21 protein-coding genes are annotated in these 24195 nt (G+C 71.5%); 15 read left to right on the top strand and 6 right to left on the bottom strand.

The window, feature by feature from the left end:
* The first annotated feature begins 13 nt into the window (after positions 1 to 13).
* From AQJ64_RS15155 to AQJ64_RS15130, 6 genes are all read left to right on the top strand, one after another.
* Positions 14 to 1060: a LacI family DNA-binding transcriptional regulator gene (locus AQJ64_RS15155; RefSeq protein ID WP_055636986.1), complete on the top strand. Its 1047-nt coding sequence runs from the start codon at positions 14 to 16 to the stop codon at positions 1058 to 1060.
* A gap of 103 nt (positions 1061 to 1163) precedes the next feature.
* On the top strand, positions 1164 to 2507 hold the full coding sequence (locus AQJ64_RS15150; protein WP_206189828.1) for a glycoside hydrolase family 10 protein: 1344 nt from the start codon (positions 1164 to 1166) through the stop codon (positions 2505 to 2507).
* A gap of 98 nt (positions 2508 to 2605) precedes the next feature.
* Positions 2606 to 3661 (top strand): LCP family protein, encoded by a 1056-nt coding sequence (locus tag AQJ64_RS15145; protein ID WP_055636985.1) that lies wholly within the window; start codon positions 2606 to 2608, stop codon positions 3659 to 3661.
* 138 nt (positions 3662 to 3799) lie between these two features.
* Positions 3800 to 4156: a YciI family protein gene (locus AQJ64_RS15140; RefSeq protein WP_055636984.1), complete on the top strand. Its 357-nt coding sequence runs from the start codon at positions 3800 to 3802 to the stop codon at positions 4154 to 4156.
* 47 nt (positions 4157 to 4203) lie between these two features.
* Positions 4204 to 5466 carry an RNA polymerase sigma factor gene (locus AQJ64_RS15135; protein ID WP_240512840.1) on the top strand — a complete coding sequence of 421 codons (1263 nt, stop codon included), beginning with the start codon at positions 4204 to 4206 and terminating at the stop codon, positions 5464 to 5466.
* 93 nt (positions 5467 to 5559) lie between these two features.
* Positions 5560 to 7590 carry a cell wall-binding repeat-containing protein gene (locus AQJ64_RS15130; protein WP_055636982.1) on the top strand — a complete coding sequence of 677 codons (2031 nt, stop codon included), beginning with the start codon at positions 5560 to 5562 and terminating at the stop codon, positions 7588 to 7590.
* Here AQJ64_RS15130 and AQJ64_RS15125 read toward each other — a convergent pair.
* The gene (locus AQJ64_RS15125; protein ID WP_059202695.1) at positions 7568 to 8761 is read right to left on the bottom strand and encodes a class I SAM-dependent methyltransferase; all 1194 of its coding nucleotides are present in this window, start codon (positions 8759 to 8761) and stop codon (positions 7568 to 7570) included. The genes AQJ64_RS15130 and AQJ64_RS15125 overlap by 23 nt on opposite strands.
* Before the next feature lie 289 nt (positions 8762 to 9050).
* Here AQJ64_RS15125 and AQJ64_RS15120 point away from each other — a divergent pair, with 289 nt between their 5' ends.
* From AQJ64_RS15120 to groL, 4 genes are all read left to right on the top strand, one after another.
* The gene (locus AQJ64_RS15120; protein WP_206189931.1) at positions 9051 to 9983 is read left to right on the top strand and encodes a polysaccharide deacetylase family protein; all 933 of its coding nucleotides are present in this window, start codon (positions 9051 to 9053) and stop codon (positions 9981 to 9983) included.
* Positions 9980 to 10801 carry a polysaccharide deacetylase family protein gene (locus AQJ64_RS15115; protein ID WP_055638472.1) on the top strand — a complete coding sequence of 274 codons (822 nt, stop codon included), beginning with the start codon at positions 9980 to 9982 and terminating at the stop codon, positions 10799 to 10801. The genes AQJ64_RS15120 and AQJ64_RS15115 overlap by 4 nt, the downstream gene beginning before the upstream one ends.
* A 169-nt stretch (positions 10802 to 10970) precedes the next feature.
* Positions 10971 to 11279 carry a co-chaperone GroES gene (groES, locus tag AQJ64_RS15110; RefSeq protein ID WP_039652762.1) on the top strand — a complete coding sequence of 103 codons (309 nt, stop codon included), beginning with the start codon at positions 10971 to 10973 and terminating at the stop codon, positions 11277 to 11279.
* 138 nt (positions 11280 to 11417) lie between these two features.
* Positions 11418 to 13040 carry a chaperonin GroEL gene (gene groL / locus AQJ64_RS15105; protein ID WP_055638473.1) on the top strand — a complete coding sequence of 541 codons (1623 nt, stop codon included), beginning with the start codon at positions 11418 to 11420 and terminating at the stop codon, positions 13038 to 13040.
* A gap of 91 nt (positions 13041 to 13131) precedes the next feature.
* Here the strand turns inward: groL and AQJ64_RS15100 are convergent, their stop codons facing one another.
* From AQJ64_RS15100 to AQJ64_RS15090, 3 genes are all read right to left on the bottom strand, one after another.
* Positions 13132 to 13839 (bottom strand): ester cyclase, encoded by a 708-nt coding sequence (locus AQJ64_RS15100; protein WP_055638474.1) that lies wholly within the window; start codon positions 13837 to 13839, stop codon positions 13132 to 13134.
* Positions 13840 to 13929: 90 nt separating this feature from the next.
* Positions 13930 to 14703 carry an SDR family NAD(P)-dependent oxidoreductase gene (locus AQJ64_RS15095; RefSeq protein WP_055638475.1) on the bottom strand — a complete coding sequence of 258 codons (774 nt, stop codon included), beginning with the start codon at positions 14701 to 14703 and terminating at the stop codon, positions 13930 to 13932.
* Between the two features lie 96 nt (positions 14704 to 14799).
* On the bottom strand, positions 14800 to 15468 hold the full coding sequence (locus AQJ64_RS15090) for an MOSC domain-containing protein (RefSeq protein WP_055638479.1): 669 nt from the start codon (positions 15466 to 15468) through the stop codon (positions 14800 to 14802).
* 81 nt (positions 15469 to 15549) lie between these two features.
* On the opposite strand from AQJ64_RS15090, the gene AQJ64_RS15085 reads away from it, so the two are divergent.
* On the top strand, positions 15550 to 16476 hold the full coding sequence (locus AQJ64_RS15085; RefSeq protein ID WP_055638476.1) for a LysR family transcriptional regulator: 927 nt from the start codon (positions 15550 to 15552) through the stop codon (positions 16474 to 16476).
* Positions 16477 to 16559: 83 nt separating this feature from the next.
* Here the strand turns inward: AQJ64_RS15085 and AQJ64_RS15080 are convergent, their stop codons facing one another.
* A complete protein-coding gene (locus AQJ64_RS15080; RefSeq protein ID WP_055638477.1) occupies positions 16560 to 16889 on the bottom strand; it encodes a WhiB family transcriptional regulator in 330 nt (109 codons plus the stop codon).
* A gap of 379 nt (positions 16890 to 17268) precedes the next feature.
* Between AQJ64_RS15080 and AQJ64_RS15075 the strand changes: the two genes are divergently transcribed.
* The 4 genes from AQJ64_RS15075 to AQJ64_RS15060 all read left to right on the top strand — a co-directional run bounded on the left by AQJ64_RS15075 (position 17269) and on the right by AQJ64_RS15060 (position 22632).
* Positions 17269 to 17880, top strand: coding sequence for a response regulator transcription factor (locus tag AQJ64_RS15075; protein ID WP_003948568.1), 612 nt, complete (start codon positions 17269 to 17271; stop codon positions 17878 to 17880).
* Positions 17881 to 19158: 1278 nt separating this feature from the next.
* Complete coding sequence (locus AQJ64_RS15070; RefSeq protein WP_055636841.1) at positions 19159 to 19743, top strand: sigma-70 family RNA polymerase sigma factor; 585 nt, start codon at positions 19159 to 19161, stop codon at positions 19741 to 19743.
* Positions 19744 to 19898: 155 nt separating this feature from the next.
* Positions 19899 to 21404 (top strand): IMP dehydrogenase, encoded by a 1506-nt coding sequence (gene guaB / locus AQJ64_RS15065; protein WP_055636842.1) that lies wholly within the window; start codon positions 19899 to 19901, stop codon positions 21402 to 21404.
* Between the two features lie 103 nt (positions 21405 to 21507).
* Complete coding sequence (locus AQJ64_RS15060; protein WP_055636843.1) at positions 21508 to 22632, top strand: GuaB3 family IMP dehydrogenase-related protein; 1125 nt, start codon at positions 21508 to 21510, stop codon at positions 22630 to 22632.
* A 248-nt stretch (positions 22633 to 22880) separates the two neighbouring features.
* Here the strand turns inward: AQJ64_RS15060 and AQJ64_RS15055 are convergent, their stop codons facing one another.
* Complete coding sequence (locus AQJ64_RS15055) at positions 22881 to 24089, bottom strand: nucleotide sugar dehydrogenase (RefSeq protein ID WP_055636844.1); 1209 nt, start codon at positions 24087 to 24089, stop codon at positions 22881 to 22883.
* Between the last annotated feature and the right edge of the window lie 106 nt (positions 24090 to 24195).

The following is a 24195-nucleotide window of genomic DNA, read 5'->3' as shown; positions in this document are numbered from 1 at the left end:
TACGATCGCCGCCATGACACGCTCCGAGCCCGCTGAAACGCGCCCGCAGACCGCCACGCTCGCGGAGATCGCCCGCGAGGCCGGTGTCTCGGCCCCGACTGTTTCGAAGGTCCTCAACGGCCGTGCCGACGTCGCCCCCGCGACCCGCACCCGTGTCGAGGAGCTGCTGCGCGCCCACGGCTACCGGCGACGGCGGGCCGAGGCGACCCGTTCGCCCCTGATCGACCTGGTCTTCCACGAGCTGGAGAGCGCCTGGGCGATGGAGGTCATCCGGGGCGTGGAGAACGTGGCGCGGGACGCCGGGCTGAGCGTGGTGCTGAGCGAGAGCGCCGGCCGGCTCACCCCCGGACGGACCTGGGCCGACCAGGTCGCCGCCCGCCGCCCGCACGGGGTGGTGCTGGTGCTGTCGGGCCTGGACGAGTCCCAGCGGGCGCTGCTGACCAGCCGCACCATCCCGTTCGTGGTGATGGACCCGGCGGGCGACCCGGGGGCGGACGTGCCGTCGATCGGGGCCACCAACTGGCAGGGCGGTCTTGCCGCCACCCGGCATCTGGTGGAGCTGGGGCACCGGCGGATCGGGGCGATCAGCGGGCCCCCGCAGATGATGTGCAGCCGGGCCCGGATCGACGGCTACCGGGCGGCCCTGGAGACCGCCGGGCTGCCGGTCGAGCCGGGCCTGGTCAAGACCGGCGACTTCCACCACGAGACCGGCTACCGGCTCGGCCGTGAGCTGCTGGACCGCCCCGACCGGCCCACCGCCGTCTTCGCCGGCAACGACCTCCAGGCCCTCGGTGTCTACGAGGCCGCCCGTGAGCTGGGGCTGCGGATCCCGGAGGACGTCAGCGTGGTCGGCTTCGACGATCTGCCGGTGGCGCGCTGGGTGGGGCCGCCGCTGACGACCGTACGGCAGCCGCTGACCGAGATGGCGGAGGCGGCCGCCCGGCTGGTGCTGGAGCTGGGGCGGTCCACGACGGAGGAGACACCGGCCGCGACCCGGGTGGAGCTGGCGACGAGTCTGGTGGTGCGGACGAGCACCGGGGCGCCTCCCGGTGCGTTCTAAGCCCCGCGTGGCCGGAAGCTGACGTATTGACGGGTGTGGTGGGCGCCTCCACACTCCTCCGAAGTCAATCGGTTGCACGGCCGAAACTTTCGGAGGCACCCGCATGAGATCTCTGAGAACAGGCCTGTCCCTGACATCCCTCGTGGCGGGCTTCGCACTGCTGCTCGCCGCCCCGGCCGCCCACGCCGCCGACCCGCCCCTGCGCGACCTCGGCACCGCCAAGGGCAAGGTCATCGGCACGGCGGTCACCGGCTCCAAGCTGACCGGCACCTACGGCGACATCGCCGGGGCGCAGTTCTCCTCGCTGACCCCCGGCAACGCCATGAAGTGGGGTTCGGTGGAGCCGGCCCAGGGCTCCTTCAACTGGACCGAGGCCGACCAGATCGTGGCCTTCGCACAGGCGCACAACCAGCAGGTGCGCGGCCACACCCTGGTCTGGCACAGCCAGAACCCGAGCTGGCTGACGAACGGCAGCTGGACCTCCGCCCAGCTCGGCACGCTCCTGCAGAACCACATCAACACCGAGGTCGGCCGGTACCAGGGGAAGATCGCCGCCTGGGACGTCGTCAACGAGCCCTTCAACGAGGACGGCACCTACCGTTCGACCCTCTGGTACAACGGCCTCGGCGCCGACTACATCGCGAACGCCCTGACCTGGGCGCGGGCCGCCGACCCGGCCGCGAAGCTCTACATCAACGACTACAACGTGGAGGGTGTGAACGCGAAGTCGACCGCCCTGTACAACCTGGTCAAGTCGCTGAAGGACCGGGGCGTCCCGATCGACGGGGTCGGGCTCCAGGCCCACCTCATCCTCGGGCAGGTCCCCTCGACGCTCCAGCAGAACATCCAGCGCTTCGCCGACCTCGGTGTGGACGTGGCGATCACCGAGCTGGACATCCGGATGACCCTGCCCTCCGACAGCACCAAACTCGCCCAGCAGAAGGCCGACTACAAGGCGGTCACCGCCGCCTGCGTGGCGGTCGCGCGCTGTGTGAACCTCACCGTCTGGGGCTTCACCGACTCCGACTCCTGGGTGGAGAGCACCTTCCCGGGGCAGGGCGCGGCGACGCCGTACGACGCGAACTACGCGCCGAAACCGGCGTACTACGGCATCGCGGAGGCGCTCGGCGGGACGAGCACGCCCCCGCCGACCGGCGCGTGCACGGCGTCGTACAGCGTGGGCAGTCAGTGGAACACCGGGTTCACCGGGAACGTGACGATCTCCTGCTCGGGTGCCTCGCTGTCGTCCTGGAAGGTGACCTGGACGTACGGCGCCGGGCAGCAGATCACCCAGGCCTGGAACGCCACCTGCACCCAGTCGGGGGCGGCCGTGTCCTGTGCGAACGCCTCGTACAACGGGACGGTGCCGGACGGGGGTTCGGTGAGCTTCGGGTTCAACGCGAGCTGGAGCGGGAGCAATCCCGTGCCGACGGTGACGCTGGGCTGAGTGACGCCGGGCTGAGAATCGTGAGATTTTCACGAGAAATCCCGGTCGGGCCCGCCGTCCTAACAGTTCGCTAATAATCCGCACCTACCTTCCTCCCCGTGACGCGACACGAGGAGCACGGCGAAGACGGCAGAAGAGCGGGCCGGCGGTCCACAGTGCTGAGGGCCGCCGGCCTCACCCTGGCCACCGCCCTGGTGCTGGGCATCGGGACGGCGGGCTGGGCCTACTGGCACCTCAACGACAACATCAGAAGCGTCGACATCGACCAGGCGCTCGGCGAGAACCGCCCGGCGAAGTCGGCCGCCACCCCGACCGCGTCCGCCTCGGCGTCCGCCTCCCCGCTGCCCACCGAGGCGGTGAACATCCTCGTCCTGGGCTCGGACTCGCGCAGCGGCAAGGAGAACCAGGAACTGGGCGGCGGCGACAGCTCCGGGGCCCGCTCCGACACGGCGATGGTCGTGCACATCGACGCGGGCCGCACCGGCGCGACCGTGGTCAGCATCCCGCGCGACACCCTCGTCACCCGCCCGTCCTGCCCGCTGCCCTCGGGCGGCACGTCGGCGGTGGCGTACGGCGTGATGTTCAACTCCGCCTACTCGCTGGGCGGCCCGGTCTGCGCGGTGAAGACCGTCGAGTCGATCACCGACGTCCGTATGGACCACTACATCGAGGTCGACTTCTCCGGCTTCGCGAAGCTGGTGAACGCGCTCGGCGGGGTCACCGTCACCACCGACGAGGACATCGACGACGACGACAGCCACCTGCACCTGGAGGCCGGCACCCACCACCTGAACGGCAAGCAGGCCCTCGCCCTCGCCCGCACCCGGCACGGCATAGGCGACGGCAGCGACCTCGGCCGCATAGGCCTCCAGCAGAAGCTGGTGAAGGCCCTGCTGGAGCAGATCGCCGCCACGGACCTGCTGACCAGCCCCACCGAGCTGTACGAGGTCGCCGACGCGATCACCGGCAGCCTCACCACCGACACCGGCCTGAACTCCCTCTCCGCACTGACGGAACTCGGCCAGAGCCTCCAGGGCCTGACCGCCGACGAGGTCAGGACGGTCACCATGCCGGTGGTCACCGCCGCCTCCGACCCCAACCGGGTGGTCGCCGAGGAGCCGGCGGCGAGCAAGCTGTGGAAGTCCCTGAAGTAGCCGCCGGCAGCCGTTCCAGTGGCGCCGGAGACCACCTCGGAAAAAAATCGGGAGGGGTGTCGATCCGGCCGTCCCCCGTTCGACGCAGGGGTGAGAGGCCGGGAAGGACCCGGTCGCCGGGAGCCACGAGGAGTCACCATGCCCCGTTATCTGTCGCTCGTGAAGATCGACGAGAACTCCGCCCCCGCCGAGGGCCCCAGCCCCGAGCTGATGCAGCGGATGGGCGAGCTGATCGAGGAGGTCACCAAGGCCGGCGTCATGCTCGACACCGCCGGGCTGCTGCCGTCCGCGCAGGGCACCCGGGTGCACTGGGAGTGCGGGCGGATCTCCGTCACCGACGGGCCGTTCACCGAGGCCAAGGAGGTCGTCGGCGGGTACGCGATCATGCAGTGCAAGGACCGCGCCGAGGCCATCGAGTGGGCCACCCGGTTCCTGAAGGTGCACGAGGAGTTCTGGACCGTCACCTGTGAGGTGCGGGAGATCGCCGAGGGATGAGCCCGTCCGCTGTGCGGACCCGCGGACAGGGTGTTCGATGGTGGGCTGTGGAACCACAGCCCGCCACCGACCCCCGGACCGCCATCGAGACCGTCTTCCGCCTGGAGTTCCCCCGGGTCGTCGCCGCCGTCACCCGGGTCGTCCGGGACGTCGGCATCGCCGAGGAACTGGCCCAGGACGCGCTGGTCGCCGCACTGGAGCAGTGGCCTCGCGACGGCGTGCCCGACCGGCCGGGCGCCTGGCTCACCGCCGCCGCCCGCCATCGCGCCGTCGACCTGGTCCGCCGCCGCGAGAACTACGCCCGCAAGCTCCAGGAGATCGGCCGCACCCTGGAGGACACGCCCCCGCCGCAGGAACCCCCGGACCCGGACACCATCGACGACGACCTGCTCCGGCTGGTCTTCACCACCTGCCACCCGGTGCTGTCCGCCGAGGCCCGCACCGCCCTCACCCTGCGCCTCCTCGGCGGTCTCAGCACGGCCGAGATCGCCCGCGCCTACCTGGTCCCCGAGCCCACGGTCGCCCAGCGCGTCGTCCGGGCCAAGCGGACCCTCGCCACGAAGAACGTCGCCTTCGAGGTGCCGTACGGCCCCGACCGCGAGGCCCGGCTCGGCTCGGTCCTCGACGTCATCTACCTGATCTTCAACGAGGGCTACGCCGCCACCGCGGGCGACGACTGGCTGCGCCCGGCGCTGTGCGAGGACGCGCTGCGCCTGGCCCGGCAGCTCGCCGCGCTGATGCCGAAGGAGCCCGAGGTGCACGCCCTGGTCTCCCTGCTGGAGTTCCAGACCTCCCGCACGGCCGCCCGCACCGCCCCCGACGGCACCCCCGTCCTCCTGCGGGACCAGAACCGGCGCCGCTGGAACCGCATGCTGATCGCCCGCGGCATCACCGCCCTGGACCGCGCCGGCGCCACCTCCGCCGGCGCCCCGGGCCCGTACGCCCTCCAGGCCGCCATCGCCGCCTGCCACGCCCACGCCCACACCTACGAGGACACCGACTGGGCCGCCATCGCCACCCTCTACGGCCTGCTGGCCGCCCGCGCCCCGTCCCCCGTCGTCGAACTCAACCGCGCGGTCGCCGTCTCCATGGCCGACGGACCGGGCCCCGCCCTGGAGATCGTCGACACTCTGGCCGCCGAGCCCGTCCTGAGCGGCTACCACCTGCTGCCCAGCGTCCGCGGCGACCTGCTGCTGCGCCTCGGGCGTACGGCGGAGGCGCGGGCCGAGTTCGAGCGGGCGGCGGCCCTGGCGCGCAACGAACGGGAGCGGGAGCTGCTGCTGGCCCGGGCAGCCATGTGCCCTTCGTAACTCTGTTCCTGTGAAGTCCAGTTGACCACTAAAGTGTGCGAGCCGCTGTGAAGCGGCTGTGACGTGTGATCCCTGGGGGACGACAACTTGAGAATGTTCACGCGCCGCCGTGCCGCGGCGCTCGCCGCCGCGGCCGCGCTCGCCGCCGTGGGCACCCTGGTGACCGCGCCGGGTGCCGCCGCCGACGACGCGGGCCCCTGGCCCGGCACCGAGGGACGGATCCTCAACGACGGCGGACTGCTGATCGACCCGGCCACCGGCGCGGGCACCGTGATCCCGAACGTGGGCGCCTACGCCGCCTGGGCACCGGACGGCAGCCGGCTGATCAGCACCGGGAGCCAGGTCTCCAGCGTCCGCGCCGGCGGCAGCGGGAAGATCACCCTGCCCCGGGCGGTGGGCGTGCGCTCCAGCGCCCCGTACGAGGACCTGGCCTTCTGGTGGGGCGGCCGGTACGTCGTCTTCTCCACCGGCGGCCAGCTCGTCCACGGCCCCTCCGACGGCTCGTGGGCGCCCCGCCCGCTGCTGACGGCGGCCCAGGAGCCCGCCTCGGTCTGCGACAGCGAGCCGACGGTGAGCGTGGGCGGCCTGCTCGCCTTCGAGCGCCGCACGGGAAGCTGCACCGGCACGCCCGGCGTGTACGTCTTCGACGGCACCGCGCGGACCGTCAAGCGCGTCCTGACTGACGCCGAGCAGCCCGCCTACTCGCCGGACGGCACCAAGCTCGCCTTCGTCCGCAAGGACACCGACGGCAACCCGCAGGTCTTCACGGCGAAGGCCGACGGCACCGACGTCAAGCAGCTCACCAGCGGCCCCAACCGGTACGCCAACCCGTCCTGGTCGCCCACCGGCACCCGGATCGTCCTCGACGCGCACACCTCGCCGAACAGCGACGACGTGCACACCCTCGCGTCCGTGGACGTGGCGACCGGCACGCTCACCCCGGTCACGGACGCCTCGCGCAGCAGCTCCGTCAACAACCCCAGCTACCAGCCGCTGCGCAAGAACAGCACCGTGCGGGTGTGGGGCGCCGACGCCTACGCCACCAACATCGCCTCCTCCCGCTGGACCTGGAACACCCTCGGCCAGAGCGTGCCGGGCCTGATGAACGCCAAGTCCGCCGTCCTGGTCAACCGCGACGACGCCGCCTACTCCCTCACCGCGCCCGCCCTGGCCGGCAAGAAGGCCGGCCCGGTGCTGATGACCCCGAGGACGGGGCTGTCGTCCGCGGTGAAGAAGGAACTCGGGCGGATGCTGCCCAAGGGCAGGACCGTCTATCTGGTCGGCGGCACGTCCGTCCTGAGCGGCACGGTCGCCACGCAGCTCAAGACCCTCGGCTATGTCCCGAAGCGGCTCTCGGGCGCCGACCGCTACGCGACCTCCGTCGCCGTCGCGAAGGCCGTCGCCAGCGCCCCCGAGTACGTCTTCCTGGCCGGCGGCTCCGAGGTCCGCGCCGCCCTCTCGGCGGCCGCCGCGGCCGGCGCGGACGGCACCGCGAGCGCGGGCAGCGTGGTCCTCACCAACGGCAACAAGCTGACGACGTCGGTGAAGTCGTACCTGAACAGCCTGAACCCCGACAAGACCATGGTCGTCACGGTCGGTTCGGCGGCGACGTACGCGCTCACCCACACGAGCTACTCGCGGTGGCCGTCGACGTACTCCTACTACCCGATCTCCGGCGCCAACGACGCGGCGATCTCGGTCAACATCGCCAAGTTCTGGTGGACCGCGCCGAACCTGGCCGCCCTCGCCTCCACCGGCTCCTGGCGGGACGGTGTGTCCGGGGCCGGCGCCTTCAACGTCTTCGGCCCCCTGCTGTGGACGTCCCGCCCCGCCCTGTCGAGCGAGGTCAACAGCTATCTGGCGCGCGAGTCCGCGAGCGTCGTCTCGGTGGCCGCCTTCGGCACCACCGGCTCGGTCACCACGGGCGCGCTGAACACCGTGGGCGCCTCGATCAGCGCGGGCAGCAAGTACGTCGACTACCGGCCGTACTACAACGGCGTCGTCCCGAACAGCGCGCGGACCGCGCTGAGCGCCGGTGCCGCAAGCGCCGGCATGCTGCCGCGCTCCGGCCCGGCGGGCGCCGACCCGCACCTGGGCGACATCAGGACGCGCCAGCGGCAGTGACGTCCGGAGCCGGGGCCCCGAGCAGCATCGTCGGGGCCCCGGCCACCCGGGTGAGGAACACGGTCACCGCGTGCGGCCCGTGCCCCTTCGGCAGCACCTTGCGGCGCAGCTCCTCCGGTTCCACCGCCGAACCGCGCTTCTTCACGGTCAGGATCCCCACCTCCCGCTCCCGCAGCAGCGCCTTCAACTTCTTGACGTTGAACGGGAGTTGATCGGTGATCTCATAGGCGGTGGCGTACGGGGTCGGCCGCAGCGCGTCGGCGGTGACGTACGCGATGGTCTCGTCGACCAGCCCGCCGTCCAGCTCCCGGGCCACCTCGGCGACCAGATGGGCGCGGATGACGGCGCCGTCGGGCTCGTAGAGATAGCGGCCGAGGGGCCGTACGTCCGGGTTCGGCAGACCGGTGCCGAGCAGGGTCCGCGGCCCCGGCAGCAGCGTCGCCCGCACGGCCCCCGGCTCGGTGCCGAACCACAGCACCGCCTCCTTCACGTCCCCGCCGTCCGAGATCCACTCCGCCTCGGCCTCGGCGGGGATCGCCTCGTGCGGCACACCGGGCGCGATCTTCAGGGCGGCCCGGGGAGCGGCGAGGGCGGCACCGACCGCCCAGGACAGGGGCGGGGAGTAGGCCTCGGGGTCGAAGATCCTCCCCCTTCCTCCCCGCCGCGCGGGATCCACGAACACGGCGTCGTACCCGCCCGTGTCGACCTCCGTGACATCCGCCTCCCGTACGTCGATGAGGTGGGCGAGCCCCAGCGCCTCGGCGTTGGCCCGGGCCGCCGCCGCCGTCGGCGGATCCCGGTCCACGGCCAGCACCCGGACGCCCGCCCGGGCGAGGGCGATCGCGTCGCCGCCGATCCCGCAGCACAGGTCGGCCACCGAGGTCACCCCGAGGCTCCGCATCCGCTCGGCCCGGTACGCCGCCACACTCGCCCGGGTCGACTGCTCCACCCCGTTGGGGGTGAAGAACATCCGTTCGGCGTCCTCGGCCCCGAACTTCGCCACCGCCCGCTGCCGCAGCCGCGCCTGTCCGAGCGCCGCCGACACCAGCTCGGCGGGATGCTCACGGCGCAGCCGCGTGGCGACGGCGAGTTCGTCGGAGGGGGCGGTACCCCGCACGGCATCGAGGAGAGCGAGGCCTTCGGGGGTGAGGAGGGGGGCGAGGTCGGTCACGGGGTCATTGTCGGTCAGGTGGGCGGGTGGGGCGGTGCTCGGGTGCTGGGGTGCTGGGGTGTTCGGGTGCTGGGGTGCTGGGGTGCTGGGGTGCTGGGGTGCTCGGGTGCTCGGGTGGTCGGGTGGTCGGGTGGTCGGGTGTTCGGGTGCGCGCGTGGTCGCGTGGTCGGGTGCCGGCCGGTGATCTTGTCGGGCGGTCGGTCCTCGTGTGGGCCGGTCGGGGGACCGTGGGGCGCGGGTGGCGGTGTCGGGGCGGGGCGCGGGGACGGGGCTGGGAAGATCCGGCGCCATGGGAGCTGTCGTACAAAATGACAAAAATGGCGCTTCTCGGGTCAGGCTGCGCGGCGGCATCGCGCTGCTGGTTCTCACCGCGATCGTGGCGGGCTGCGCGGAGGGCGGCGACCCCGAGGGCAGCGACCCGGCCCCCGGCCAGCAGGCCGGCGAGGCCGCGCCCCCGGTCCGGGCGCTGCACTCGTACGCGGAGCGGCTGCGCGCCGAGCAGGCGGCCCGGGTCGCCGCGGCCCGGCGCTGGGGCCTGAAGAAGGTCCCGCTGACCCCGCCGCCCCCGCCCGCGAAGAAGCCCCGGATCACCACCCGGGACGGCTTCGAGGTGCGCGACCACGAGGAACTCGGCCTCCCGCCCGTCTTCACCTCGGTCCCCACCCGGGACAAGGTCGTCTTCCTCACCATCGACGACGGCGCCGAGAAGGACCCGCGGTTCCTGCGGATGACGAGCGAGCTGAGGATCCCGTACACCGCCTTCCTCACCGACTACCTCATCAGCGACGACTACCCGTACTTCAGGAAGATGCAGGCCGCCGGGGTGACCCTGAACAACCACACCCTCCACCACCCCTATCTGCCCGGCCTGTCCTACCAGCGGCAGAAGCACGAGATCTGCGGCATGCAGACGGTGCTCGGCGAGCGGTACGGCAGGCGCCCGGTCCTCTTCCGGCCGCCCTACGGCAACTACAACCGCGACACGCTGATCGCCGCGAAGTCCTGCGGGGTGAAGTACGCCCCGCTCTGGGACGAGGAGGTCTTCGTCGACCACTGGGAGTACCGCGAGTGGGACCGTGACCTCCACCCCGGCGACATCGTCCTGAGCCACTTCCGCGGCCGGGGCCAGTGGAAGGGCACCATGCCCGACATGGTCCGCCGGTTCCTGAACAAGGTCACGGCGCAGGGGTACGCGGTGGCACGCCTGGAGGACTACCTGTGAGGACGCGGGGGCTGATCGCCGTACTGCTGGCGCTGACGGTGACGACGGTGACCGGCTGCGCCCAGTCCGTCGACCCGATCGAACGCCTGGGCAAGAAGGCGGCCCAACGGGTGCGCCCCCTCTCCCGCGGCCCGGGCAGTCCCGGCAGCCCGGCCGGCCCCGGCCGCTCCGGCCAGGAGCCCCTCCCGCCGGTCGTCGACCACGTCCCCACCCACGACAAGGTCGTCTTCCTCACCTACGACGACGGCGCCGAACGCGACCCCCGCTTCGTCGACCTGGTCCGCGAACTCCGCCTCCCCGTCAGCGTCTTCCTCACCGACAGCGTGGTCGGCCCCGGCTACGGCCACTTCGCCCGCCTGCGCTCGGTCGGCGCGACCCTGGAGAACCACACCCTCGACCACGCGGCCCTGCGCGGTCTGCCGTACGCCGGCCAGCGCGCCGAGATCTGCGGCCAGCAGGAGAAGCTCCACGCCCGCTTCGGCCTGCGCCCCCGTCTCTTCCGCCCGCCCTACGGCACGTACGACACCACCACCCTGCGCGCCGCCGCCGACTGCGGCATCACGGCCGTCGTCCTCTGGCGCGCCGCCATGGGCCCCGCCGGCCTCACCTACCCCCACGGCGCCCCCGGGCTGCGCCCCGGCGACATCGTCGCCCTGGACCCGGACGAGTCGACGGGCCCGAGCCTGCGCGAACGGACGACGGCACTGCTGCGGGTGCTGCGGGAGCGGGGCCTGACGGTGGGGAAGCTGGAGGACCACCTGGAGGGGCTCGGGGGTCGGATCGGGGCCGAAAAGCCGCCGACGCGCCGCCGGGATTAGCAGTCCGCTTGACCGAGTGCTAATCGCGGTCATAGTCTCGGCTCTGGCACTCCCCACTGGAGAGTGCCAACAACGCGACGGGCAGGTCCGGCACCCGCGACGACGGATCCACCTGGTCGCCACCTCAGACAGTTAACCCCGTGAGATCTCCGAAGGGGGAGGTCGGATCGTGACGACCGCCAGCTCCAAGGTTGCCATCAAGCCGCTTGAGGACCGCATCGTGGTCCAGCCGCTCGACGCCGAGCAGACCACGGCCTCCGGCCTGGTCATCCCGGACACCGCGAAGGAGAAGCCCCAGGAGGGCGCCGTCCTCGCGGTGGGCCCGGGCCGCTTCGAGAACGGCGAGCGCCTGCCGCTCGACGTCAAGGTCGGCGACGTCGTGCTGTACAGCAAGTACGGCGGCACCGAGGTGAAGTACAACGGCGAGGAGTACCTCGTCCTCTCGGCTCGCGACGTCCTCGCGATCATCGAGAAGTAGTTCTTCACCCGAGCACATTCGATGCTTGATGCTGCGCCCCTGGCTCCCGCCACCACATAAGAAGCCGGGCGCCCGGGGCGCAGTGCCTTTTCACCCCACGTTTTCCGCCCACAGATTTCCGAGAGGGCTGCCGCTGTCATGGCGAAGATCCTGAAGTTCGACGAGGACGCCCGTCGCGCCCTCGAGCGCGGCGTCAACAAGCTGGCCGACACGGTCAAGGTGACGATCGGTCCCAAGGGCCGCAACGTCGTCATCGACAAGAAGTTCGGCGCCCCGACCATCACCAACGACGGCGTCACCATCGCCCGCGAGGTCGAGCTCGACGACCCGTACGAGAACCTCGGCGCCCAGCTGGTGAAGGAGGTGGCGACCAAGACCAACGACATCGCGGGTGACGGCACCACCACCGCCACCGTCCTGGCCCAGGCGCTGGTCCGCGAGGGTCTGCGCAACGTCGCCGCCGGTGCCTCCCCGGCCGCCCTGAAGAAGGGCATCGACGCCGCGGTGAAGGCCGTCTCCGACGACCTGCTGGCCACCGCCCGCCCGATCGAGGACAAGGCCGACATCGCGGCCGTCGCCGCGCTGTCCGCCCAGGACCAGCAGGTCGGCGAGCTCATCGCCGAGGCGATGGACAAGGTCGGCAAGGACGGTGTCATCACCGTCGAGGAGTCCAACACCTTCGGTCTGGAGCTGGACTTCACCGAGGGCATGGCCTTCGACAAGGGCTACCTGTCGCCGTACTTCGTGACGGACCAGGAGCGCATGGAGGCGGTCCTCGAGGACCCCTACATCCTCATCAACCAGGGCAAGATCGGCTCCATCGCCGACCTGCTGCCGCTGCTGGAGAAGGTCATCCAGACCAACTCCTCCCGGCCGCTGCTGATCATCGCCGAGGACGTCGAGGGCGAGGCCCTGTCGACCCTGGTCGTGAACAAGATCCGCGGCACCTTCAACGCGGTCGCGGTCAAGGCTCCCGGCTTCGGTGACCGCCGCAAGGCGATGCTCCAGGACCTGGCCACCCTCACCGGTGCCACCGTCATCTCCGAGGAGGTCGGCCTCAAGCTCGACCAGGTCGGCGTCGACGTCCTCGGCTCCGCCCGCCGTGTCACCGTCACCAAGGACGACACCACGGTCGTCGACGGCGCCGGTGACTCCTCCGAGGTGCAGGGCCGCGTCGCGCAGATCAAGGCCGAGATCGCCAACACCGACTCCGACTGGGACCGCGAGAAGCTCCAGGAGCGCCTCGCGAAGCTGGCCGGCGGCGTGTGCGTGATCAAGGTCGGCGCCGCCACCGAGGTGGAGCTGAAGGAGAAGAAGCACCGTCTGGAGGACGCCATCTCCGCGACCCGCGCCGCGGTCGAGGAGGGCATCGTCTCCGGTGGTGGCTCCGCGCTGGTCCACGCCGCCAAGGTGCTGGAGGACGGCCTGGGCAAGACCGGCGACGAGGCCACCGGTGTCGCCGTCGTCCGCCGCGCCGTCGTCGAGCCGCTGCGCTGGATCGCCGAGAACGCCGGCCTGGAGGGCTACGTCATCACCTCCAAGGTCGCCGAGCTCGAGAAGGGCCAGGGCTTCAACGCCGCCACCGGCGAGTACGGCGACCTGGTCAAGGCCGGCGTCATCGACCCGGTCAAGGTCACCCGCTCCGCCCTGGAGAACGCCGCCTCCATCGCCTCCCTCCTGCTGACGACCGAGACCCTGGTCGTCGAGAAGAAGGAAGAGGAAGAGCCGGCCGCCGCGGGCCACCACGGCCACTCCCACTGAGGCACGCCGCGCCCCTGCGCGAAGAAGCCCCCGTTCCGGTGCGGAACGGGGGCTTCTCCCTTCGCGGGCGGTTTTCGGGAGGGGGCCGGGTTCAGCCCTCCAGGGCGTCCAGGGCACCCAGCTGCGCCATCAGCCCCAGCCGGTCGTACTGCCACCAGGCCTCGGCGATCCTTCCGTCCCCGTCGAAGCGGAAGACGGTCGTCCCGGTCATGGTGACCTGCCTGCCGGTGGCCGCGAGGCCCATGAAGTCGCCCTTGTGGGTGCCGCGCCAGGTCCACCGGTTGCACACCCGGTCGTCCTGCGCGATCTGGTCCTCGACCTCGAAGGCGAAGTCGAAGCCGGCGCGCCACATGGAGACCTCGCGCCGCATCGCGTCCATCCCCATGGTGTCCTGCTCGTTGGCCGGGTCGTGATCGTGGTAGTCCTGGGCGATCAGACCGTCGAGCGGAGGCAGTTCACCCCGCGTACCGATGGTCTCGAACATCCGCCGCGCGGTCGCCGCGTACAGCTTCTCGTCCCGTACGACGTCCAGATCCGTGAACGTCGGCATCTCGTCGCACAGGGCCACCAGCTCGCGGAAGATCTTGTCGGTCTCCGGCAGATTCGAGTTCCGCATCGCCTCCTCGTACGAGGGGAACTCCACGATCTCGATGAAGTGCGACGCGTCCGAGCGGTCCTTGCCCACCACCGCGTGCGTCGCCGTCCGCTTTCCCCTGGTCTGTTCGACCCATGTGTCCATCAGCCGGTCCATCTCGTCGAACCGACTGGTCCTGCAGTCGATGAGCTGCACGAATGTCATGACGCCGCCTCCGGTCCCCCTGGGTCCGGTCTTCTGACAAGCCCATTTTCCCACCGGAGCGCCGACGTCACCTGCGTACCGGGACGCCGGTCACTGAGGTCCGTACTTCCGGCCGGTCCGGGAGCTGATCCCGCCCAGCAGCGCACGCGGCGTCACCTTCACCAGACCCATCAGCGTCTTGTAGCGCGGGTCGGGGATCGACAGCGACTTCCCGCGCGCCAGATCGTCCAGCGCCGCCGCGACCAGCTTGTCCGCGTCCAGCCACATCCAGCCCGGGATGTTGTCCGTGCCCATCCCGGCCCGCTCGTGGAACTCCGTGCGCACGAAGCCCGGGCAGAGCGCCATCAGCCGTACGCCGCTGCCGGCCAGATCCTTCGCCGCGCCCTGCGTGAACTGCACGACCCACGCCTTCGACGCCCCGTACGTCCCGCGCGGCAGGAACGCCGCCACCGAGGCCACGTTCACCACTCCGCCGCGTCCGCGCTCCCGCATCGAGGCGACCGCCGCCGACGTCAGCCGCAGCACCGCCTCGCAGTGCACCTTGAGCATCTTCAGCTCGTCGGCCATCGGTACGTCGAGATAGCGGCCCTTGTTGCCGAAGCCCGCGTTGTTGATCAGCAGGTCGACCGGGTTCTTGCGGTCGCCGAGCCGGGCGGCCACCGCCTCGATGCCCGCGTCGGTGGCGAGGTCGGCGACCAGCACCTCCGCCTCGATGCCGTGCCGGTCGTGCAACTCGGTCGCCTGCTCGCGCAGCCGCTTGGTGTCCCGGGCGACGAGGACGAGATCATGCCCGTCCGCCGCCAGTCTGCGGGCGAACGCGGCGCCGATGCCCGCGGTCGAACCCGTGATGAGAGCCGTTGTCATGGCAGCAGCGTAGTGACCCGGACTGTGCGGGTCCGCTCCCTGCACGCGGCCTCCCGAACGTGAAGGACCGGTGCGCGCCGCCGCCGTGACCGCCGCTCAGCCGCCGTACTCCGCCAGGTACTTCCGGGCCTTCGCCAGCGCCTCGGGATGCAGCGCCTCGCCCGCCGCGAGCAGGCTGGGCAGCAGGTCACGGCGGGTGGTGACCGCCTGGAACTGCATCCGGGCCGTCACCTCGTGCTCCGGCACATGCACGATCTCGATCGCGTCCCCCGCGCGGACCTCACCCGGCTCGATCACCCGCAGATACGCGCCGGTCGCCGCCTTCTCCGTGAACCGTCTGACCCACCTCTCCTCGCTCATGTGGCCCTGGAAGGTGCGGCAGGGGATGCGCCCGGAGGTCACCTCCAGCACCACGTCCGGGCCGATCCGCCAGCGCTCGCCGATCCGCGCCCCGGAGACGTCGAGGCCGCTGGTGGTGAGGTTCTCGCCGAACGCGCCGGCGGACAGCCTGCGCCCCAGCTCGGGTTCCCAGTCGTCGAGGTCCTCGCGCGCGACCGCGTACACCGCCTGGTCGTTCCCGCCGTGGTGGATCAGGGAGCAGATGTCGTCCCCGGCCAGTCCGCTGCCGGCGACACCCTTCGGGCCCGGTGCCGAGATCCGCACCGGCCCTTCGACCGGTCGCTTGTCGATGCCCGTCAGCTTCTGCGGGTGATCGCTGTACGGGACGGCGCGCGCCCGGCCCACGTTGACGGAGAGAAGCCTCATGACCGCCACGGTAGGTCACCGGACCTCAAAGGGTCCACGCATTTTTCGACGCGCTACCCAAGATGCGCTTATGCTCGAAAGATGATCGAGGCCCGTCATCTCCGCGTCCTGCGCGCCGTCGCCGCCACCGGCTCGTTCTCGGCGGCCGGGCGCGAGCTGGGCTGCACCCAGCCGGCCGTCAGCCAGCAGATGAAGGCACTGGAAGCCTCCGTGGGCACCCCCCTGCTGGTCCGCAGCGGCCGTGAGATGCGGCTGACCCAGGCGGGTGAGGCCCTCGTACGGCACGCGGCCGGGATCCTCTCCGGCCTCACCGCCGCCGAGGAGGAGGTCGCCGCGATCGCGGGGCTGCGCGCCGGCCGGGTCCGGCTGGTCTCCTTCCCCAGCGGCAGCTCCACACTGGTCCCCACCGCCCTCGCCGCCCTGCGGGCCGACCACCCCGGCACCCGGGTCTCCCTGGAGGAGGCCGAACCGCCCGAGTCGGTCGACGCGCTGCGGGCCGGCGACTGCGACATCGCCCTCGCGTTCCGCTACGCGCGCGTGCCGGGCGCGGGGCCGGCCGAGGAGTGGGACGACCTGGTCGTACGGCCGCTGCTGACGGACCGCCTCGTCGCCCTCGTACCGGAGCGGCACCGGCTGGCGCACACGCGGGCCGTCGCCATCGGCGAACTCGCCGCCGAACCGTGGATCGCGGGCTGCCCGCGCTGCCGCGGCCAGCTGGTGGAGGTGTGCGAGCGGGCCGGCTTCACCCCCCGCATCGACTTCGCGACCGACGACTACCCGGCGGTGGTCGGCCTGGTCGGCGCCGGTCTCGGGGTGGCCGTCCTGCCCCAGCTCGCGATCGAGTCCGTACGGCCCCGGGGAGCGCGCGCGGTCACCCTGGAGCCGGCCGTGCGTCGGGAGATCGTCGCGCTCACCCTGCCCGACCTGGCCCAGGTGCCGGCGGTCGCGGCGACGCTGGAGCGGCTGGAGCGGGCGGCGCGAACGACCCGGGCGACTCGGGCCGCATAGGAACGGCGGGCACGCGTGCGTGCCCGCCGGTTGGCCTCCGATGTGCAGAAACGTTCCTTCAGAGTTCCTTCACGTACGTTCCCTCATGTGTCCGACGACGCGTCCCTCGCGCCGGTCGACGCTGAGACCAGGCGGTTGCGCGCCCGGCCCATCAGCTCCTCGCGCTCGTCCTCGGTCAACCCGCCCCACACGCCGTACGGCTCACGTACGGCGAGCGCGTGCGCGGCGCACTGCGCTCGGACCGGGCACCTCATGCAGACCTCCTTGGCCGAGTTCTCTCGAGCGCTCCGAGCCGCCCCGCGCTCACCCTCCGGATGGAAGAAGAGCGAACTGTCCACCCCGCGGCAGGCAGCCAGGAGCTGCCAGTCCCACAGGTCCGCGTTCGGTCCGGGAAGGCGGGAGAAATCTGCCATTGCGTGACCCCTTGTAGCCGTTCTGAGCGGATACGGTGCCCACGACCGTACAACTACGATCTAAGGAGATGAAAATATGACTCATTGCGAATCTAGCCTCAGACACCAGCTAAAGGGAAGAAATAGGGCTGAATGGGGCATGGGTTGTGATGAAAGCTTGAGGGTCAGCGCGGCAGCCTCCACCGTGTCCACGCCCTCACGTAGAGTGCCGAAGACTGCACGCGGCCCCGTAACTCTTTCGAGTGACCATCGTTGAGAGTGCGAGGCGGTTGAAAACACAAACGCTCGGGCAGGCGTCCGAGACGGTCGACCGCACAGGTGACGATTTCCCACCAGCCTGGAGGCACAAGGTGACGCGCATCAGCTGCGGAGGGCGGCCATGACTTCCGTCCTCGTCTGCGACGACTCCCCGCTTGCCCGAGAGGCGCTCCGCCGCGCGGTCGCGACCGTGCCCGGCGTCGAGCGCGTGACGACGGCGGCCAACGGCGAGGAAGTCCTCCGCCGCTGGGGTGCCGACCGCTCGGACCTCATCCTCATGGACGTGCGCATGCCCGGACTGGGCGGCGTCGAGACCGTACGGCGGCTGCTGTCCGCCGACCCCGGTGCGCGCATCATCATGCTCACCGTCGCCGAGGACCTGGACGGCGTGGCCCTCGCGGTCGCCGCCGGCGCCCGCGGCTATCTGCACAAGGACGCCTCGCGTGCGGAACTGCGGGCGACCGTCACCCAGGCGCTCGCCGACCCGACCTGGCGACTGGCCCCGCGCCGGCTGCGCTCCGCCGAGATGGGCGCCGCGCCCACGCTCACCGCGCGCGAGATCCAGGTCCTCGAAGGCATGAGCCACGGCCGCTCCAACGCGGAGATCGGCCGCGAGCTGTTCCTCTCCGAGGACACCGTCAAGACCCACGCCCGGCGCCTGTTCAAGAAACTCGGCGCCTCGGACCGTGCCCACGCGGTGGCCCTGGGCTTCCGGTGGGGACTGGTCCGCTAGGCCCGGTCCGGCGACCACGCCGCGGCGCGGGGGCCGGTTCGGCTTGCTGCGGTTCGGCTTGCTGCGGTGCGAGGGCTGTCGTGGCTTTGCGTGGTGCGAGGGCCGGCCTGGTTCTCCGCGGTGTGAGGACCGTCGTGGCTCTCTGCGGTACGGATCCGGTAGGGCTTTGCGCGGTACGGGGCCGGAGTGCCCTCCCGCGCTGTGTGGGCCGAAGCGGATTTCCCGCGATGTGGGGGCCGCCGGTGTGGCTTCCCGTGGCGTGGGGACCGAGGTGGCTTCCGCGATACGGGTCCGGTGTTCCTGTCCGCGATACGGGTCCGGCGTGCCCGCCACCGCCGCCCGGGAGCCGGTGCGCCTTCCCGCAGGGGGAGGGCGCCGCTGGTCGCGTCGTCGTCGGTCGCCGACTCCTTTGCGCGCGGCTGTGCTCGCGCGGGAGGGGCTCGTCGTCTCGACGCCCTCCTGTGCCGTCGCGGCCGGACGCTCTCCCGCGTGCTCGGACGAGTCGGCGCGGGGGCATCCCACCGCGCTCGGACAAGTGCGTACGGGTGCCCACCCCCACCGCCCCCGCCACGCTCGCGGGAGTCGATCGGCCACCGCCGCTGTCCGCGACTCGATCGTCCGGGGAAGCCCTCGGACCGCGAGCCGGCCTCGGGCCCGCCGCCCGGCTTCCGGCTGGGTGGGTCTCGGGTCCGGCGTGCCGGGTCGTGCCGTGGGTGGGTGCCGGGTCCGGCGTGCCGGGTCGTGCCGTGGGTCGGTTCCGGGTTCGCCGAGCCAGGCCTTGTCAGGGGTCCGTCCTGGGTTCGTCGTACCCGTTCCCGTCGAGGGCCGGGTTCGGGGCGGGCGCCCGGCGTTCGGTGTGGGGTGATCTTGAATTCGTTGCGCTCGGGTCCTGATGCGAGGCGAACCCGTCTCGTGGTCCCGGGGTGGGCCGTTCGGCGGATCCGGTCGTTCCGGCGGGTGGCGTGAGGTCGGTGTCCGGTCCGTGGAGAGGAGTGGGGGGCATGAGGGAACCTCCCTGTTCAGGCGGGTTGGGGAAGGTGGGCGGGACGCCCGATTCCGGATCGGTGGCCGGGGGTGGCGCCGGGCTCCGCCGGGTGCCCGCTGCTCGTTTCGCCGCGGATGCCGCATCCTTGAGATGTGGAGTCTCTCGGGGACGAGTCGGTCGAGCGGAAGGGGAGGGCGCAGGGGATGAGTTCCGGCGCACCTGCTCATAACGCTTCGGTGCACAACGACGAACACGGTGCCGCGGACGCTTCGGCCGCAGTGCACCATGGACCGATGCGCGACGACGAGGCGGCTGCCGTGGGGACGATCGGTCCGCTCGTCCACCGCGCCGTCGACGGCGACGAACAGGCCACCCACGACCTGCTCGCCCATGTCCACCCGCTGGCGCTGCGCTACTGCCGCACCCGGCTCTCCCGGCTGCCCGGCGACGCACGCCACTTCGTGGAGGACCTCGCCCAGGAGGTCTGCGTCGCGGTCCTGCTCGCCCTGCCCCGCTACCGGGACACCGGCAGGCCCTTCGAGGCGTTCGTGTTCGCGATCGCCTCGCACAAGGTCGCCGACCTCCAGCGGGCCGCCATGCGCCACCCCGGCTCCACGGCGGTCCCCTCCGACGAGATGCCGGAACGCCCCGACGACTCCCTCGGCCCGGAGGAGCGCGCTCTGCTCAGCAGCGACGCAGAATGGGCCAAGAAGCTCCTGGCCAACCTGCCCGAGAACCAGCGGGAGCTGCTCCTGCTGAGGATCGCGGTGGGCCTCACCGCCGAGGAGACCGGCCAGATGTTGGGAATGTCACCCGGAGCGGTCCGGGTGGCCCAGCACCGGGCGCTGAGCCGGCTGCGGGCTCTCGCCGAACAGTAGAAAAGACCCGTACCTCGGCAGCGTATGAACAGGCGCGCCGACATTTACGTACGAACATACGAAGCCCGGAGCGGCGTCCCACCGTGGAATTCGGGAGGTGCACTTCCCGTTAGCATGGACATCCGCACCGATCAAGGCCATTTGGGGAAGGTGTCATGACTGCCAACGTCGACGGAGTGCCCGCCAAATTCGCGACCCTGGGGCTGACCTACGACGACGTGCTGCTGCTGCCGGGGGCGTCCGAGGTGCTCCCCAACGCGGTCGACACCTCGTCCCGTATCTCCCGCAACGTCCGGGTCAACATCCCGCTGCTGTCCGCGGCGATGGACAAGGTGACCGAGTCCCGCATGGCGATCGCGATGGCCCGCCTCGGCGGCGTGGGCGTGCTGCACCGCAACCTGTCCGTCGAGGACCAGGTCAACCAGGTCGACCTGGTCAAGCGGTCCGAGTCCGGCATGGTCACGGACCCGATCACCGTGCACCCGGAGGCCACGCTCGCCGAGGCGGACGCCCTGTGCGCCAAGTTCCGCATCAGCGGTGTCCCCGTCACCGACCCGGCGGGCAGGCTGCTCGGTATCGTGACCAACCGCGACATGGCCTTCGAGAGCGACCGCACCCGTCAGGTCCGCGAGGTCATGACGCCGATGCCGCTGGTCACCGGCAAGGTCGGCATCTCCGGTGTCGAGGCCATGGAGCTGCTGCGCAAGCACAAGATCGAGAAGCTGCCGCTGGTCGACGACCAGGGCCTGCTCAAGGGTCTGATCACGGTCAAGGACTTCGTCAAGGCCGAGAAGTACCCGAACGCGGCGAAGGATTCCGAGGGCCGGCTGATCGTCGGTGCCGCCGTCGGCGCCAGCCCCGAGGCGCTGGAGCGCGCCCAGGCCCTGGCCGAGGCCGGTGTGGACTTCCTGGTCGTCGACACCTCGCACGGTCACAACAGCAACGCCCTCAGCTGGATGGCGAAGATCAAGTCGAGCGTGAACGTCGACGTGATCGGCGGCAACGTCGCCACCCGTGACGGCGCGCAGGCCCTCATCGACGCCGGTGTCGACGGCATCAAGGTGGGCATCGGCCCCGGTTCGATCTGCACCACGCGCGTGGTGGCCGGCATCGGCGTCCCGCAGGTCACCGCGATCTACGAGGCCTCCCTCGCGGCCCGTCCCGCCGGGGTCCCGCTGATCGGCGACGGCGGTCTGCAGTACTCCGGCGACATCGGCAAGGCGCTCGCCGCCGGCGCCGACACGGTGATGCTGGGCAGCCTCCTCGCGGGCTGCGAGGAGTCCCCCGGCGAGCTGCTGTTCATCAACGGCAAGCAGTTCAAGTCGTACCGCGGCATGGGCTCGCTGGGCGCCATGCAGTCCCGCGGCCAGGGCCGGTCGTACTCGAAGGACCGCTATTTCCAGGCCGAGGTCGCCTCCGACGACAAGCTCGTGCCCGAGGGCATCGAGGGCCAGGTGCCCTACCGCGGCCCGCTCGCCAACGTGCTGCACCAGCTCGTCGGCGGTCTGCGCCAGACCATGGGCTATGTCGGCGCCGCCACCATCGAGGAGATGGAGACGAAGGGCCGCTTCGTGCGGATCACGTCGGCGGGTCTGAAGGAGTCGCACCCGCACGACATCCAGATGACGGTCGAGGCGCCGAACTACAGCCGCAGCAAGTAGTCACCAGCTCGCGCAGGGCGGTCCCGGACGCACCGGGGCCGCCCTTGTCGTGCCCGTCGGCGATACTGGAAGACGCTGAACGCATCAGGGAAAGGCCACAGACGTGACTGAGATCGAGATCGGGCGCGGCAAGCGCGGCCGCCGGGCGTACGCCTTCGACGACATCGCCGTCGTCCCCAGCCGCCGTACGCGGGACCCGAAGGAGGTCTCGATCGCCTGGCAGATCGACGCCTACCGCTTCGAGCTGCCCTTCCTGGCCGCCCCCATGGACTCGGTCGTCTCCCCGGCCACCGCGATCCGCATCGGCGAGCTCGGCGGCCTCGGCGTGCTCAACCTCGAGGGCCTGTGGACCCGGTACGAGGACCCGCAGCCGCTGCTCGACGAGATCGTCGACCTCGACGCGGACACGGCGACCCGCCGTCTCCAGGAGATCTACTCCGCCCCCATCAAGGAGGAGCTGATCGGCGCGCGCATCAAGGAGGTGCGCGACTCCGGTGTGGTCACGGCGGCCGCGCTCTCCCCGCAGCGCACGGCCCAGTTCTCCAAGGCCGTCGTCGACGCGGGCGTGGACATCTTCGTCATCCGCGGTACGACGGTCTCGGCGGAGCACGTCTCCGGTTCGCACGAGCCGCTGAACCTGAAGCAGTTCATCTACGAGCTCGACGTCCCCGTGATCGTCGGCGGCTGCGCCACCTACACGGCGGCCCTGCACCTGATGCGCACCGGCGCGGCGGGCGTCCTGGTCGGCTTCGGCGGCGGCGCCGCGCACACCACCCGCAACGTCCTGGGCATCCAGGTCCCGATGGCGACGGCGGTCGCTGACGTCGCCGCCGCCCGCCGTGACTACATGGACGAGTCCGGCGGCCGGTACGTGCACGTCATCGCGGACGGCGGGGTCGGCTGGTCCGGCGACCTGCCCAAGGCGATCGCCTGCGGTGCCGACTCGGTGATGATGGGCTCCCCGCTGGCCCGGGCGACCGACGCGCCGGGCAAGGGCCACCACTGGGGCATGGAGGCCGTCAACGACGAGCTGCCGCGCGGCAAGAAGGTCGACCTCGGCACGGTCGGCACCATCGAGGAGGTCCTCGCGGGCCCGTCGCACACCCCCGACGGCTCGATGAACCTCTTCGGCGCCCTGCGCCGTGCGATGGCCACCACCGGCTACAGCGAGCTCAAGGAGTTCCAGCGCGTCGAGGTGACGGTGGCGGACTCCGTGCACCGGCGCTAGCCGCGCAGGACCACGGAAAGGGGCCGGTCACTCACCCGGGTGAGTGACCGGTCCCTTTCGCATGCCCGGGTGAGCCTGGGGCGCCCGTGGGACGTCACCGCAAGCCCACCCGCTGGGACCGGATCCGTCTTCGGATGGTGACGTGCCGGAGGAGGCGGATCTTGCGGATTTCCGGATGGTGAGCGGCCGCCCCCACACAACCCCGCATGCCGCCGTTCCCGGGGTCCGCCGCCCACCACGCGCCCCCTTCACAACCGATGCGCTGCCCCCGTGGGCGTGGCCCCCCGTGTGTCGAGCAGCAGCTGGGCCTTCACCGACAGGCCCTGGAGGTCGTACGTGCGGTGGTGCTGGAGGAGGATCGTGAGGTCGGCGTCGGCGGCGGACTCGTAGAGGGAGTCGGCGCGGGGGACCGGGCGGTCCAGGACGCTCCAGGTGGGGACATGGGGGTCGTGGTAGCTGACCGCGGCGCCGAGTTCCATCAGGCGGATCGCGATCTCGTGGGCGGGGGTGCCGGTCAGGTCGGCGAGGTCGGGCTTGTAGGTGACGCCGAGGAGGAGGACGCGGGCGCCCCGTGCCGATTTCCCGTGCTCGTTGAGCAGGGCGGCGGCGCGCTGGACGACGTAACGCGGCATACGGCTGTTGACCTGCTGGGCCAGTTCGACCATGCGCAGGGGGCTGCCCGGGAGGCCCGCGCGGTCCAGGGGGACGGAGTGGCCGCCGACGCCGGGGCCGGGGCGGAAGGCCTGGAAGCCGAAGGGCTTGGTCTCGGCGCAGCGGACGACGTCCCAGAGGTCGACGCCCAGGTCGTGGCAGAGGACGGCCATCTCGTTGACGAGGGCCATGTTGACATGCCGGAAGTTGGTCTCCAGGAGGTGGACGGTCTCGGCCTCCCGCACGCCACGCGCGCGTACCACCTTGTCGGTGAGGCGTCCGTAGAACGCGGCGGCGGACTCGGTGCAGGCGGGGGTGAGGCCGCCGATGACCTTCGGGGTGTTCGCGGGGGTGAAGGCGCGGCTGCCGGGGTCGACCCGGCTGGGGGAGTAGGCGAGGTGGAAGTCGCGGCCCGCGCGCAGACCGGACGTCTCTTCGAGGAGGGGGCGCAGGAAGTCCTCCGTGGTCCCGGGGTGGACCGGTGACTCCAGGATGACGGTGGTGTGCGGGCGCAACTGGGCGCCGAGGGCGCGGGCGGCGGCCTCCACCTGGCCGAGGTCGAGGCCGCCGCCCGTGTCACGCGGGGTGGGCGCGCAGATGACGGCCGTACGCACCCGGCTGAGCCCGGCGGGGTCGGTGGCGGTCCGGAAGCCCCCCGAGAGCATCCGGCGCAGCTCGGCGGGGCTGAGCGAGCCCGCCTCGGGTCCGGTCCGGTAGCCGAGGGTGGTGATGCCGGCGGCGACCGCGGCCTGGGCCAGGGGCAGGCCGAGCGGGCCGAGTCCGATGACGGCGAGATCTGCGGGCATGGCGTGGGCCGTCCTTCCCAGTAACCGAAGCGGGACAGGTACGCAAGCCCTGTGGACAGGATGGGCGAGCGCAATGTCAGACTAGGAGTAAATATGACCGTTATGC

Source organism: Streptomyces griseoruber (assembly GCF_001514205.1).
Taxonomy (GTDB): domain Bacteria; phylum Actinomycetota; class Actinomycetes; order Streptomycetales; family Streptomycetaceae; genus Streptomyces; species Streptomyces griseoruber.
This window is presented reverse-complemented; position numbering and strand designations above follow the sequence as displayed.

Excerpts from the sequence above, each read along its gene's own strand:
- AQJ64_RS15155 (WP_055636986.1), top strand. The coding sequence starts at position 14 with ATGACACGCTCCGAGCCCGCTGAAACGCGCCCGCAGACCGCCACGCTC.
- AQJ64_RS15140 (WP_055636984.1), top strand. The coding sequence starts at position 3,800 with ATGCCCCGTTATCTGTCGCTCGTGAAGATCGACGAGAACTCCGCCCCC.
- AQJ64_RS15070 (WP_055636841.1), top strand. The coding sequence starts at position 19,159 with ATGCGCGACGACGAGGCGGCTGCCGTGGGGACGATCGGTCCGCTCGTC.
- AQJ64_RS15090 (WP_055638479.1), bottom strand. The coding sequence starts at position 15,468 with ATGAGGCTTCTCTCCGTCAACGTGGGCCGGGCGCGCGCCGTCCCGTAC.
- AQJ64_RS15055 (WP_055636844.1), bottom strand. The coding sequence starts at position 24,089 with ATGCCCGCAGATCTCGCCGTCATCGGACTCGGCCCGCTCGGCCTGCCC.
- AQJ64_RS15130 (WP_055636982.1), top strand. The coding sequence starts at position 5,560 with ATGTTCACGCGCCGCCGTGCCGCGGCGCTCGCCGCCGCGGCCGCGCTC.
- AQJ64_RS15075 (WP_003948568.1), top strand. The coding sequence starts at position 17,269 with ATGACTTCCGTCCTCGTCTGCGACGACTCCCCGCTTGCCCGAGAGGCG.
- AQJ64_RS15100 (WP_055638474.1), bottom strand. The coding sequence starts at position 13,839 with ATGACATTCGTGCAGCTCATCGACTGCAGGACCAGTCGGTTCGACGAG.
- AQJ64_RS15085 (WP_055638476.1), top strand. The coding sequence starts at position 15,550 with ATGATCGAGGCCCGTCATCTCCGCGTCCTGCGCGCCGTCGCCGCCACC.
- guaB (WP_055636842.1), top strand. The coding sequence starts at position 19,899 with ATGACTGCCAACGTCGACGGAGTGCCCGCCAAATTCGCGACCCTGGGG.
- AQJ64_RS15095 (WP_055638475.1), bottom strand. The coding sequence starts at position 14,703 with ATGACAACGGCTCTCATCACGGGTTCGACCGCGGGCATCGGCGCCGCG.
- groL (WP_055638473.1), top strand. The coding sequence starts at position 11,418 with ATGGCGAAGATCCTGAAGTTCGACGAGGACGCCCGTCGCGCCCTCGAG.
- AQJ64_RS15150 (WP_206189828.1), top strand. The coding sequence starts at position 1,164 with ATGAGATCTCTGAGAACAGGCCTGTCCCTGACATCCCTCGTGGCGGGC.
- AQJ64_RS15120 (WP_206189931.1), top strand. The coding sequence starts at position 9,051 with ATGGGAGCTGTCGTACAAAATGACAAAAATGGCGCTTCTCGGGTCAGG.
- AQJ64_RS15080 (WP_055638477.1), bottom strand. The coding sequence starts at position 16,889 with ATGGCAGATTTCTCCCGCCTTCCCGGACCGAACGCGGACCTGTGGGAC.